This is a genomic window from Maribacter chungangensis (assembly GCF_042676845.1).
Classification (GTDB): domain Bacteria; phylum Bacteroidota; class Bacteroidia; order Flavobacteriales; family Flavobacteriaceae; genus Maribacter; species Maribacter chungangensis.
In genome coordinates this window covers 278,805-291,227 of sequence record NZ_JBHTHY010000006.1, presented here as the reverse complement: position 1 = coordinate 291,227, position 12,423 = coordinate 278,805, and the positions used below count along the sequence as shown (strand labels likewise).

At 40.4% G+C, this 12,423-nt stretch carries 14 protein-coding genes; 9 read left to right on the top strand and 5 right to left on the bottom strand.

The window, feature by feature from the left end:
- The first annotated feature begins 176 nt into the window (after positions 1-176).
- The 3 genes from ACFQZJ_RS09255 to ACFQZJ_RS09245 all read left to right on the top strand — a co-directional run bounded on the left by ACFQZJ_RS09255 (position 177) and on the right by ACFQZJ_RS09245 (position 2,814).
- Complete coding sequence (locus ACFQZJ_RS09255) at positions 177-605, top strand: 3D domain-containing protein (RefSeq protein ID WP_379934079.1); 429 nt, start codon at positions 177-179, stop codon at positions 603-605.
- The gene (locus tag ACFQZJ_RS09250) at positions 602-1,261 is read left to right on the top strand and encodes an N-acetylmuramoyl-L-alanine amidase (protein WP_379934078.1); all 660 of its coding nucleotides are present in this window, start codon (positions 602-604) and stop codon (positions 1,259-1,261) included. Before ACFQZJ_RS09255 ends, ACFQZJ_RS09250 begins: the two co-directional genes overlap by 4 nt.
- 89 nt (positions 1,262-1,350) lie before the next feature.
- Positions 1,351-2,814, top strand: a complete 1,464-nt coding sequence (locus tag ACFQZJ_RS09245) for a M14 family metallopeptidase (protein WP_379934076.1) — start codon at positions 1,351-1,353, stop codon at positions 2,812-2,814.
- A gap of 13 nt (positions 2,815-2,827) precedes the next feature.
- Here the strand turns inward: ACFQZJ_RS09245 and ACFQZJ_RS09240 are convergent, their stop codons facing one another.
- From ACFQZJ_RS09240 to ACFQZJ_RS09230, 3 genes are all read right to left on the bottom strand, one after another.
- Positions 2,828-2,995, bottom strand: a complete 168-nt coding sequence (locus ACFQZJ_RS09240; RefSeq protein WP_379934074.1) for a hypothetical protein — start codon at positions 2,993-2,995, stop codon at positions 2,828-2,830.
- 397 nt (positions 2,996-3,392) lie between these two features.
- Positions 3,393-4,220 (bottom strand): OmpA/MotB family protein, encoded by an 828-nt coding sequence (locus tag ACFQZJ_RS09235; protein ID WP_379934072.1) that lies wholly within the window; start codon positions 4,218-4,220, stop codon positions 3,393-3,395.
- Positions 4,221-4,423: 203 nt separating this feature from the next.
- Positions 4,424-5,515 carry a vWA domain-containing protein gene (locus ACFQZJ_RS09230; RefSeq protein ID WP_379934071.1) on the bottom strand — a complete coding sequence of 364 codons (1,092 nt, stop codon included), beginning with the start codon at positions 5,513-5,515 and terminating at the stop codon, positions 4,424-4,426.
- Between the two features lie 176 nt (positions 5,516-5,691).
- Here ACFQZJ_RS09230 and ACFQZJ_RS09225 point away from each other — a divergent pair, with 176 nt between their 5' ends.
- The 3 genes from ACFQZJ_RS09225 to ACFQZJ_RS09215 are packed head-to-tail and all read left to right on the top strand — an operon-like array spanning position 5,692 to position 8,419.
- The gene (locus ACFQZJ_RS09225) at positions 5,692-6,702 is read left to right on the top strand and encodes an XdhC family protein (RefSeq protein ID WP_379934069.1); all 1,011 of its coding nucleotides are present in this window, start codon (positions 5,692-5,694) and stop codon (positions 6,700-6,702) included.
- Positions 6,699-7,322: a nucleotidyltransferase family protein gene (locus ACFQZJ_RS09220; RefSeq protein ID WP_379934068.1), complete on the top strand. Its 624-nt coding sequence runs from the start codon at positions 6,699-6,701 to the stop codon at positions 7,320-7,322. The genes ACFQZJ_RS09225 and ACFQZJ_RS09220 overlap by 4 nt, the downstream gene beginning before the upstream one ends.
- A complete protein-coding gene (locus ACFQZJ_RS09215; RefSeq protein ID WP_379934066.1) occupies positions 7,319-8,419 on the top strand; it encodes an amidohydrolase family protein in 1,101 nt (366 codons plus the stop codon). The genes ACFQZJ_RS09220 and ACFQZJ_RS09215 overlap by 4 nt, the downstream gene beginning before the upstream one ends.
- A 98-nt stretch (positions 8,420-8,517) precedes the next feature.
- Here ACFQZJ_RS09215 and ACFQZJ_RS09210 read toward each other — a convergent pair whose 3' ends face one another.
- Positions 8,518-8,661, bottom strand: coding sequence for a hypothetical protein (locus tag ACFQZJ_RS09210; protein ID WP_379934063.1), 144 nt, complete (start codon positions 8,659-8,661; stop codon positions 8,518-8,520).
- 362 nt (positions 8,662-9,023) lie between these two features.
- Between ACFQZJ_RS09210 and ACFQZJ_RS09205 the strand changes: the two genes are divergently transcribed.
- Together ACFQZJ_RS09205 and ACFQZJ_RS09200 are read left to right on the top strand one after the other, a co-directional pair.
- Positions 9,024-9,512: an RNA polymerase sigma factor gene (locus ACFQZJ_RS09205; RefSeq protein WP_379934061.1), complete on the top strand. Its 489-nt coding sequence runs from the start codon at positions 9,024-9,026 to the stop codon at positions 9,510-9,512.
- Positions 9,513-9,515: 3 nt separating this feature from the next.
- Positions 9,516-10,115, top strand: a complete 600-nt coding sequence (locus ACFQZJ_RS09200; RefSeq protein WP_379934060.1) for a hypothetical protein — start codon at positions 9,516-9,518, stop codon at positions 10,113-10,115.
- A gap of 10 nt (positions 10,116-10,125) precedes the next feature.
- On the opposite strand, the gene ACFQZJ_RS09195 is transcribed toward ACFQZJ_RS09200, so the two are convergent.
- Positions 10,126-10,755, bottom strand: coding sequence for a GntR family transcriptional regulator (locus ACFQZJ_RS09195; protein ID WP_379934059.1), 630 nt, complete (start codon positions 10,753-10,755; stop codon positions 10,126-10,128).
- Between the two features lie 132 nt (positions 10,756-10,887).
- Here ACFQZJ_RS09195 and ACFQZJ_RS09190 point away from each other — a divergent pair, with 132 nt between their 5' ends.
- Positions 10,888-11,694, top strand: coding sequence for a hypothetical protein (locus tag ACFQZJ_RS09190; RefSeq protein WP_379934057.1), 807 nt, complete (start codon positions 10,888-10,890; stop codon positions 11,692-11,694).
- Positions 11,695-12,423: the final 729 nt, after the last annotated feature.

The following is a 12,423-nucleotide window of genomic DNA, read 5'->3' as shown; positions in this document are numbered from 1 at the left end:
CTAAGCTCGATATGAATCATTTCAACCGCGTTATATGTTGATGGTTGATATCACTTTTATGTTTGAATCTGTACCGCACGGTTACATGTTATATTATAAAACCGTTTGTAATTTCTGTTTTGTCTTTCGGTTATGAAAAATAATAAGTACTATTAAGGCCTAGAAATCGATGTACCATGGGTAGGTTTTTCCTTGTTTTGATAGTGATCAGCATAAGTTCCTCCTGTAGGGATTCCGCCGAGCAGGAAGACCCTTATCACTGGCAGCCTCTTACCGTGACCGCTACGGCCTATAACTCAACTCCTGCACAAACATCCCATGAACACCCAGCAATAACAGCTTGGGGCGATTCCATAAAACCCGGCGTAAAATGGATAGCCGTATCTAGGGATTTATTAAAAAAAGGCTTGAGTTATAATACCTTGGTCAAAATTGATACTTTTAAGGGAGTTTATGTCGTGAAGGATAAAATGCATGCCAGATGGCGCAATCGAATTGATATTTACATGGGAAAGGATATTAAAAAAGCGCGGGAATGGGGGAGAAGGAAAATCGAAATTAAATACGGTGTATTAAAGGATACGGTAAACACAATTGAAGAATGAGAACAAGATTACTTTTGGTGATATGCGCGGTACTGCTTTCATCATGCAAATCGACCTTAAACATAGTTAGTAAACCCATCATATTCGATGCAGAACGAGAACGGTTAACGCTTGAGTATCTGGAGGAGCGTTATGGATTGGAACAGGATAGTCCGGAAATAACGCCCAAAATGATCGTTCTGCATTGGACCGTTATCCCCACCTTTGAAAAATCCTTTTCAGCGTTTGAAAAACCGACACTACCAAATTGGAGACCAGATATAAAAGGAGTAAGTGGGTTAAATGTCTCGTCCCAGTTTATGGTGGACCGCGATGGTACCATTTATAGACTTATGCCGGAAACCAAAATGGCACGCCATGTCATCGGTCTAAACCATTGTGCCATTGGTGTGGAAAATGTGGGTGGGGGCGAAGGGCAGCCCTTGACAAAAGCACAGGTTAAATCCAACATTCAATTGGTGCGTTATTTGACGGATAAGTACGATATCGAGTATCTGATTGGGCATTATGAATACACGCGTTTTGAAAACCATTCGCTTTGGTTGGAGAAGGACAGTGGCTACCGTACCGTAAAAACCGACCCGGGAAAAAACTTTATGGAAAAGGTAAGAAAAGCCGTAAAATCCCTTGATTTTAAACCAGTACCCACATTGTAAGCTAGAAATAAATCTATAATCAAAGACATTATTTTATCTTGAAACCTTGAACCTTGAACCTTAAAACCTAACCACCATAAATCATCCACATGAAGCAACTAAGATTTTTACTCATTCTTATCCTTCCGCTAATCGGAGTAAGCCAGAGCCAAGATATTACCACGGCGCTTTACGATACTTACGAAAACTATAAGGAAGAATCCTTGAACAAAAGACGGATAAAACACACGGAGATAGCCCCTTTGATTGTAAAAGCGAAGGCAAACCCTAGGTTCAAGGTTTCAAACGTGGGTACCTCTATTGCCGGGAAAAGTTTGTCCCTGATCAGTTTGGGAAAAGGGGAAACCAGTGTTTTTTTGTGGTCACAGATGCACGGGGACGAACCCACGGCGACCCAGGCAATTTTCGATATTTTGAATTTCTTTGATAGTCCCGATTTTAAAGAGGAGAAAGAGGCCATTCTGGAGAACCTTACCATTCACTTTTTACCCATGTTAAATCCCGATGGTGCGGAACTATATCAAAGAAGAAATTTGTTGGGAATAGATATCAACAGAGATGCCTTGAGACTGCAATCTCCCGAGGGAAAGACCCTAAAACGGGTTAGAGACAGTTTGGAGGCGGATTTTGGCTTTAATCTGCATGATCAAAGTACCTATTACAACGCGGAACTAACAGATAAACCCGCTACGATTTCTTATTTGGCGCCTGCCTATAACTACGAAAAGGATATCAACGAAGTTCGTGGTAATGCCATGAAAATCATAGTGTTCATGAACAATATCCTGCAGCAGTACGCCCCGGGACAAGTAGGAAGGTACAACGATGATTTTGAGCCGAGGGCCTTTGGGGACAATATTCAAAAATGGGGAACAAGTACTATTTTGATTGAATCCGGCGGATATCCAAATGATTCTGAAAAACAAGAAATCAGAAAGTTGAACTATGTCTCTATCTTATCTGCCATATACACCATAGCCAAGGAAAATTACAAGGAGATTCCCATTTCGGAATATGAGAAAATTCCGGAGAACGATAGAAAACTATTTGATCTAAAGCTGGTAGGTGCGCAATACGAACTGATGGGAAAAACCTATACCTTGGATGTAGGCATCAATCAACTAGAGGTCGATTACAAGGACCATAACCGTTTTTGGTATAGTAGTAGGGTAATAGACCAAGGAGATTTATCTACCTATTATGGTTATGAAACCTTAGATGCCAGCGCGCATACCATGAAACCGGCCAAAGTATATCCCAAGATTTTGGAATCCATGTCCGCTGCCAAAGATTTGAATACTGCGGATTTATTAAAAAAAGGGTATGGGTATGTTAGAATGGATGGTATACCGCTATCTGCCTTAAATTCGCCATTACCGGTTCATATTATCGGAAAAAACTACGAAGTACCGGAACTAATGCTCCAGCCTGGCGTAAACCCTACCTTTTTTCTTGAGAAAAACGGGGTGCTGGAATATGCTGTCATCAACGGTTTTTTAATCGATTTAAATGTTGAAAATCCAACGATACCCAATGCGATGATTTATAGGTAACACTTAGGTAATCTTAATACCCATACTGCACGGACATCTGTGATCCATAATGTAACAGGGTAACGAGCATGGCAAAAAGGCCGACAACTATCGACGAAAAAAGAAGCAGCACCAAGTTTCGGTACAGGTTTGATAATAGGCTTAGGGCACTATTTCTTACAATATCGTTTAATACATCCATGAGTTCTAATTTTTAATATTAGTTCCATAGGTTGAAGGATGTGCATTGGTGTTGTTTGGGGTATTTATAGATATAACAACCACAAGGGAAAAAACCCTACTTTTAATTTACAGCATAGGTTATTTCGGAAATAGACCTATTTTATGGGATATACAGTATCTAAACTGGTATTGGCAGTCATAAAAAAAGGGAAAGCTTAAGCTTTCCCTTTTAAAAAAATACCTTGTCTATGTCTTATACCAATTTAACTTCTAGATGTCGCATAAAACAAGTTTCTTTTTTACTCATTTGTCGTCATAAAATAGAACCATAGCTAATGCTATGCTTAGATTTCATTCCTAAACTGAGAAAAAAATAATTCAAATTTTCAATACGACATTCAAAACTTAAATTGGTATTACAAAGACTCTGTGTCCAGTAAAGCAAAAAACTTATCCAAATTAGGAAGAATAACAATTTTCGTTCTTCTGTTCTTCGCCATGTTCTCTTTGGTATCGTTTTCCGCCAAAGGAAGGTAACTACTTCTACCGGCAGCGATCAATTGCTTTGGGTTCACATCGTAGGACTTCTGTAGCTCACGAACGATGGAGGTAGCGCGTTTTACACTTAAATCCCAGTTATCGGTTACCATGGGTGTATTTATAGTTCTTGCATCGGTATGGCCTTCTACCATTACTTCCATACTTGGTTCGGACTTGATCACTTCCGCTAATTTGCTCAAAATCTTGTCGGCTTTATTGCTTACCCTGTAGCTAGCGGTGTTGAATAACAGCTCATCCGAGATATTGATCATGACTACCGTTTTATCTATACTTACGTTTACATCGTCATTATCATCGGAGATAGACTGTTGAAGTTTATAGGATACGGCCAAGTTCATGGAGTCTTGAAGCGTTGTTGCCGCGGCCAATTTAGCCGGGTCAACGTTTTTCAAAGTTTTACGCATGTTGGCTTTGGTGTTGTTGCTCATTACGGCAACATCATCTACCGAGGTGTACTGCGTATCATTAATTTCTTTTAAGGAATTGATCTTAGCGTTGTATTCCGCAACACGCGCTTCGATTTTTGCGAACTTACCTTCAAGCTCCTCTTTTTCGACCTGTGTTTTTGTTAACATGCTTGTGGTCTGGGCCAAATTGTCCTCAAGGGCCACATACTTCTTTTTAGATACACATGAAGCCAAAAGTGTGATGGAAACTATTCCTGCTACTGCTGATTTTTTCATTTTACCGTTGTTTAGAATTTAGTGTTTGTATTCTTAATTCCATTTACGGATTAAATCGACGAACGGATGTTTTGGATGTTTGTTATTTCCTGCAATAGTGAGCATTATGGATGCTGAATAATTGATTTTTAGTAGGTTGAAAGAAATATAGCGTGCAAAAAAAAGAGGCCGATCGGCCTCTTATAAAATCTTCTTTTTGGTGTTTATTCGCAACCCCCGGTAAAACCTTTCGCATTAAATTTCGTTTGTACCGCACCTTCCCTTGCTCCGGTCTTCACCTGTATGGCAAGATTGTTCTCTCCGCTGCCATCGCGCTTTGGGCTACAATATTCGAATAGGTAGAAACTGTTGGCCCTTTCGGATACTTTATCGGATATATCGTTAAACGTATCTTCCAGCTCCTCTTTATTTGTTGCAAATACCGTAGCCGTCTTCCCAATGTCGGATAATACCTGGGTATCTATTTCACTCCCTAAACCAATGCTGAAGAAAGAAATGTTAGCGTTGGCCTCATCTACTTTTTTCAAGGCAGCCGATTCCGTAAAGCGAGATGCTTGGTCCGTACCATCGGTAAAAATAACCACGGAGGCCGCACCGATATTATCGCGGGCCGTTGTTTCTTTAATTAGGTCGGAGGCGATATCACTTACCTTAATGACCGCTCCGTACAGATCGGTAGAAGGGTCGGAACTGATATCATCTGTAATTCCATCAATAGCGGCTGCCAGTTCCGTCCTGGACGAGGTAAGCTCGTTCAACAGATGAAGTTTGTCTTCCCCATCAAACCAGTAAATAGCCATTTTATTGGATTCAAGTGGTGTTTCGGGCATTACATTATTGATAAAACTGGTGCTTGCTATTTTCAACTCTTCCAAGCTGCTTTCCAAAACACTATTGCTTAAATCCAATACCAGTAAGGTATTATTGCTAAAAATTTGTGAGTTTGGTGAAATACGGGCAAAAGATTCAGAGGTAGAAATGGTGTTGAAACAATCATCGTTCCGGCCTTGCTCATAAATGGTAAACTGATCGGCGGTCAATCCGGAGACAGGATTCCCGTTCGTATCGGAAACCTTAAAAAATATGGACACTTTACCGGGAGCCGTTGTAAATTGATCTTGTATGGAAAGTACCAAATCGCCCTCTTCCAATCCCAAACAATCATCTACGGGCTTTCCTTGTCCGAGACCTTCCCCTAAATTAAGGTTTAAATCGATATCGTCGTCTGCATTTCCGCAAGACATAATAAGCGTAAGAATAAAAAGGGCACTAAAAGTTCTAAAGAACGATTTCATAAACGTATATTTTGTGTTCAACAAAATTAACGCACTTTCCGCTTAGAAATTATGGGTAGTTTTGTTAATTATGTTAAACAATGTTAAAGAAATTAAAACCTAGGAGTGAACCTTTGTAAAAAAGTTAATTTGAAGCAGGAAATAGTATTCTTTATAGCATAAATATGTCCCAAGGCATGACGCACGAATTCAAAAAAATAGTAGAGGGCTTTATTAGCGACAAAAAGAAGGGATTAAAATCCGTTCTGGCTACCGTAGTAGCCTTAGATGGCTCCTCGTACCGCAGACCGGGCGTTCGTATGGGTATTTCGGAAAATGGAGAACTAACCGGGGCCGTAAGCGGTGGTTGTGTAGAAAAAGAAGTGGTATTCCAGGCCGCTAGTGTTTTTAAGACGGGAAGCCCTAAAATGATGACCTACGACGGACGTTTTCGCTTGGGCTGTGAGGGTATTCTTTATATCCTTTTGGAGCCTTTTGATGTAGATGATCAGGTACTGCAACAATTAAAGGAAGCTTTATGTAAACGAACCGAATTTGCAATAGCATCACATTATAAAAAGGAGTACGGCGTATGTAACGGTTTGGGGTCTATAGTAGTACTTAAGGGGGCAAGGATTCCATTACGGAGGAATTTTAATAGTGGTCAGGAAACGGAACTATTTAGCCAAGAGATGAAACCCATTTACAAATTGGTCATCATCGGTGGAGAGCATGATGCCGTAAAACTATCGTATTTGGCTTTGGGGCTTGGTTGGGAGGTGGTTGTGGCCACCGTACCGTCGGAAGATAAGCAGCTAGCCGATTTCCCGGGTATCGATGCCCTTTGGAATGTGGAACCGGAACTTTTGCCCGTAGATGAGATCGATGCGCAAACGGCCGTAGTGCTCATGACACACAGTTATGTAAAAGATTTAAAATACCTAAAGGCACTTAAAAAAGCAGAGCCTATGTATTTTGGGTTGTTGGGGCCCACAAAACGGCGGGAAAAGTTGTTCGGGGAATATATGGAACTGTATCCGGAAGAGGATTATGATTTTTTTGATGCTATTTACGGCCCTGCCGGATTGAATATAGGAGCAGAGGCGCCCGAAGAAATTGCAGTGGCCATTCTTGCGGAAATTCTTACGGTAATTCGAAAGCAAGAGCCGATGTTGTTACGGGATAAAAAACAGGGCATCCATAATTGAAAACAACGGACAACATAGCGGTGCTTATTATGGCTGCCGGCCAGTCTTCACGCATGAAAAGTGTGAAGCAGTTATTGCCGTGGAACAACACGAATATGTTGGTCCATACCCTTAAAACGCTTTTGGAAGTACAAAGGGATAGGGTCTTTATGGTACTGGGTGCAAATTCGTCCTTAATAGAAAATGAATCAAAACTCCATAATTATCCCGTAACCCTAATTTCAAATAAAACTTGGGACAAGGGTCTTGGGAACAGTATCGCCTGCGGAATCAAGACCATCTTAAAACAAGAAATGGATATTAAAGGTATTTTGATTTGCTTGGCGGATCAACCTTTACTGACTGCTCATTATTACAAGAACCTTAGTAATACCTTCAAAACCAATAAGTTTCCGATTGTGGCAACAAAGTATTCGAACAAATATGGCGTACCCGCTATCTTTAGTACCAAAATAGCACAGGAACTACTACATTTGAAAGAAGACGTTGGAGCAAGGCTGCTCATGTCCAAATATAAGGAGGACATCCTAGCGTTGGATGCAGGGGAACAGCTAACGGATATAGACACCTTAGAAACCTATCAAAAATTATACAAACTACATAACACTGATAAAGAATGAATCGCATTAATCCAAGCAAGACTAGTATCCTTTTTTTTATGGTAATGATGGCTGCGGCACCCGCACTGTTTTCCCAGGAAATGAGTTTTGAGGAATACAACCCCACATCTACCTTAGTGGTGCCCGGTAAGGAGATTAAGCAGGCAAAGTTTCGGTTTATAGATATTCACAGCCATCAAAGGGATATGTCGGTCGAAAAACTGACCAGCCTACTGGCCGATATGGAAAGATTGAACGAAGGTATTATGGTTAACCTTAGTGGTGGCTCCGGGGAAAGCTTAAAAGAAAAGGTCCAGAATATCGGTAAGAGCTTTCCCAACCGTTTTGCGGTCTTTGCCAATGTCGATTTTGAAGGAGTAGGGGCAGATGATTGGGGAATTAAGGCGGCGAAACAATTGGAAGATGATGTAAAAAACGGAGCAAAGGGCCTTAAAATATTCAAAAGTCTTGGACTGCGTTATAAAGACATAAATGGTAACAGGGTTGCCATAGATGACCCGCGGCTGGACCCTGTGTGGGCAAAATGCGGAGAACTCGGCATACCTGTACTCATTCATGCCGCAGATCCCAAACCTTTTTGGGATGCTATGGACAGCAAGAACGAACGATGGTTGGAACTAAAGACCAGACCGCGAAGAAAACGCTCCGCTACCGACCCGGCGCCTTGGGAGCAAATTATACAGGAACAACATAATGTATTCAAAAAGCACCCAAAAACAAATTTTATCAATGCGCACATGGGTTGGTATGCCAATAATCTGGGCAAGCTTGGCGCGCTGTTGGATGCTATGCCCAATATGTACGTCGGTATTTCTGCGGTAATCGCAGAGCTGGGAAGACAGCCACAACATGCAAGAGCGTTTTTTATCAAATATCAAGACCGAATCCTTTTTGGCAAGGACAGTTGGAAACCCGAGGAATTCCCTACTTATTTTAGGGTATTGGAAAGCAATGACGAGTATTTCCCATACTACAAAAAATATCATGCCTTCTGGTCCATGTACGGACTTAACCTGCCGGATGAGGTGCTTAAAAAAGTGTATTATAAAAATGCACTTAAAATCGTTCCCGGATTGGATGCTTCATTATTTGAGTAGGAAATGACCCTAGGCAAGCCAAGAGAAAGTAAAAGAAAGGTAACACTGATTTCTATCAAGATATCTAAATGTTTCAGTTCTGCAGTATTAGGTAAAACTTAATGTTTTTCGGAGCGATTTACTTTGGTTTCTATCAACTTTTCAACATCCTGAAAAATACCGCAGGAGCTTTCCGGTTTCACCAAAGATGGTGTCTTTTTTCTTTTTGTCAATGCGGCTATATCTTGATTAAGGTAGTGCATGCTATACTTTTTTATGAATACAACGAATTATTGGTCCGTATGTTGTAGCATCGATTTTAGCAACTTATGTAATTTTTCGTCTTAACGTATCCATTGCCCTAAAATTAATCTCACATAAACAGATACTGCTTTGAACCGTTATTTTCTATTTTTTGGGTAAATTCATCCAGTAGGATTATCTCTTTTTGCAACAGGTAACTACAGATAGTTGAAAAAAGTTCTTGGTCTTACGACCGCTGGCCTATCTTCCTTTTGTTTTTTTGAGCGTACTTGTGATATTGCACCTTACTTTCAAAATAACTACCACAATTATGTGATTTTTAGAGCAAAGCATATACCTATTAAGTAAACCAATGCATTCCATGGCCAGTGAAACGGAGTTCACCAGACTAATACAAGAGCATCAAGGACTTCTGATGAAGGTTGCATCGATATACACCAATACCGCTACTGATCGTGAAGACCTCTTTCAAGAAATTGTATATCAGTTGTGGAAATGCTTTGATTCGTTTAAAGGGGAATCAAAAATAACCACGTGGATGTACCGCGTAGGCATGAATACGGCGATTACCCACTTAAAAAAATCAAAAAAACAAGCTTCCTTGTCTTCATGGTATGTGGAAATGCCGGCAGCGACAGATAAAGAAGATGCGCTTTATGAAGAGCGATTGGCATTGGTGCATACCTATATTCAAACTTTGAATGCGCTGGAAAAGGGACTGATGCTACTTGTACTCGAAGGCAAAAGTTATGGCGAGATTGCCGAAATAACCGGTTTAACGTCATCAAACGTTGGAACACGGATTTCTCGTATCAAAAATAAAATGAAAAGCAATATTGTAAAAAAATAGCGTATGGAATGGGATGAACTACAGGCCACTTGGAACCGAATGAGCGAGGAGTTGGAGGCACAAAAGAAACTTACAAATAGTATAGTCATGGAGATGGCACGTACGAAGTACAAGAACAAGTTTAACAAAATAAGCCATTATGAGAAGCTTGGAACCGTAGTATGTTTTGGAGCTGCCTTAGGTATCATTTTAAATTTTAGCGCATTGGATACATGGTATCTTAAACTTTGTGGTATACTGTCTTTGGGTTTCCTGATTATCATGCCGATATTGGTATTGGCCGCATTAAAACAAATTCAGGAGTTGGATATCTTTAACCAAACCTATTCGGAAATCCTACGGAGGTACACGAAGTCAAAAACCAGGCTATTACGGTTACAACAAATCAGTATTACCCTATCGTTTGCCATGTTATTTTTGATTGTTCCCATAACCGCTAAAATATTCAATGATCAAGATATATTTTCCATGTCGTTTAAGCCATCACAATGGATAGGTTTTGTACTGGTTTTTGTGGGTATGTTGTTTTTCTCTAGATGGGGTTATAAAAGCTATCAAAGGATAACAGCTTCCGCGGCCCTTTTGTTAGAGGATCTTAAGTAGCAATAGATGGTTATTCGGTCAGTTTTTTTTGAATATAGTTTAAAATGAGCATCCAGTTCATTTTAAGTAGGAGGGAGGCGGTAGGAACATTATCATCTTCTATAGCGGAAATAATGGCTTCATGTTGGTTGTCGGATTTGTTATAGAAGAAATCATCGGACATAAAGGCACGCTCATAAAAAAACACCCTGGTCTTAAGATCCTGCAGTAATTGTAAGGCCAGCTCGTTTTCATATCCCTGGGTCAATAGTCTATGAAATTCCATATCGGCCTGTATCCTGGAAATAGCATCCGGGGCATTTTCAAAAATGTCCTGTTGCCTTTTTAAATTCCTGATGTCGGCTTCGTTAAATTCCCTGTTTTCGATAGCCATCACCTCTAAACTGGCAACAAGGTCATAGAGGTCCTCGGCTTCCTTTACGTCCAGTTCCGCAATAATAAAACCACGATTGGGGACGGCCTTGATGATACGTGCCTGCTGTAACTGTGCCAAGGCTTCCCGGATTGGCGTAACGCTTACTTCCAATGCCCTGGAGAGCGCAGCTAGGTTTATGGTTTTACCAAGGACTAGTGTTCCAGTGGTCATTTCTTTAATGAGGTGCTCGCGAACTTGGTCCCGTAAATTTACTTTTTTACCCATTAGCCAAAGATACTAAATCGTATACGATTTTTTATGGTTTAAAACCAGTGGCCATAGGTACAGTAAGCGATGCGCATACACTAAAGCGTTTAATTCTGCGTTAGAATGCTAATAATCAATTAATATATCGATATGAAAAAAATACAAAATAGGGTTAAAAATGTATGTGTGATACTCCTGTTTTCAACTTTTGCAATCAGCTGCAGCACCGATGAATCCGACAAGGATGGTATACCGGATACCGATGCGTTAACGGCCCAAGAAGTTCAATTGCTTTTGGAATCGGACGAACTTGTCAGCGCGGCGGACCAAGTACTATCCCAATTATTTTTGAACAATGATACTTCCGGTAAAACCGGTTCAACAAACGAGTGTTATGCTGCCGAATATACTGAAACAGGGTATAGTGTAACATTCAACAACTGCGTTCTAAATGGTACCGATAATGTGAACGGAAGCCTAATTGTCACCTACGCCGTTAACTCGGAAAGTGCATCTTACACGGTCACCTACAATGATTTCTATGTAAATGAAGCCGTACTCAATGGTAGCAGAACTATTCTGTTGTTAGGTGCTACGGTTGAAAACGCCCTATCGTACACCGTAAACAGTACTATGGATTTGGTACTTGCCAATGGCACCAATGTCTCGGAAAATGGGGAACGTATTTTTGGCTTTACGATCGGCGAGAACATAGAGGATATTGCAATTACCCTTGATGGTAACTGGAATTTAACTGTTGGCAGCGATGTTTATGCCATAAATGTAATCAATGAGTTACAAACCAAGGTAGGCTGTACCTACATAGCAGAAGGATCGATAGGTATAACAAAAAACGGATTGGCCCTTACCTTGGATTTCGGGGACGGTACCTGTGACGATAAGGCAACAATTACATACCCTAACGGCACCACGGAAGAAGTTACCCTAAGGGATTAATCCAAGGTGTTTTCGTAGGCGCTATGTTCGTGTCGTACGGTAGACCCGTAAATTTTTTAAACTATAGAAAGTATAGGAAAAAAGCAAGGGTTCCAATATGGAACTCTTGCTTTTTTAATTTATGAGATTGTCCAACCCCCTAAGTATATTGTCAAAATTTTACCTGTGCATGGATTTTAAGGATGCCTAAGACAGAAAGTAGTAGTTGTATCTTGAAGAAGCCGTTGCAGACCTTGAGATCAGTTCCGTGGGAAATAAAGTTCGAGTTTTACTATCCGTGTAAACAGGCGATAGCCTATAAATCGACATAGTGTAAAATTATTCCGCATTTTAAGTTGTTTAGTGGATACCCGGTAGTGACACCATCTGATCAAAACGTTGGTACTTATCTGCATTCACCCTTTATCACTACGTACCATATTGGTCCGAAAAACTACGATAACGAATGCGGTATTCGATAGTTGTACGATCTAGTAAAAGAGGCTAAAACCCTGTAATTTCATAGCAACCACCTTAGTTCCTAGAAGTAGTTTAACCCCTTTGGCTTTTGGGTTATTGATGAACGGGTTATTCTGTAATTCAAAGTAAATACCCGAATAAGCCATTACCACAATAACCATTCGCAATTTCATGCTTCATTAAAACCTATCGATTTATAATCCACAGTGGTTTAGTCTAGGATACCAGGTTAAAACATTTCGTACTGTACAACATACTTACCGCTGTTTA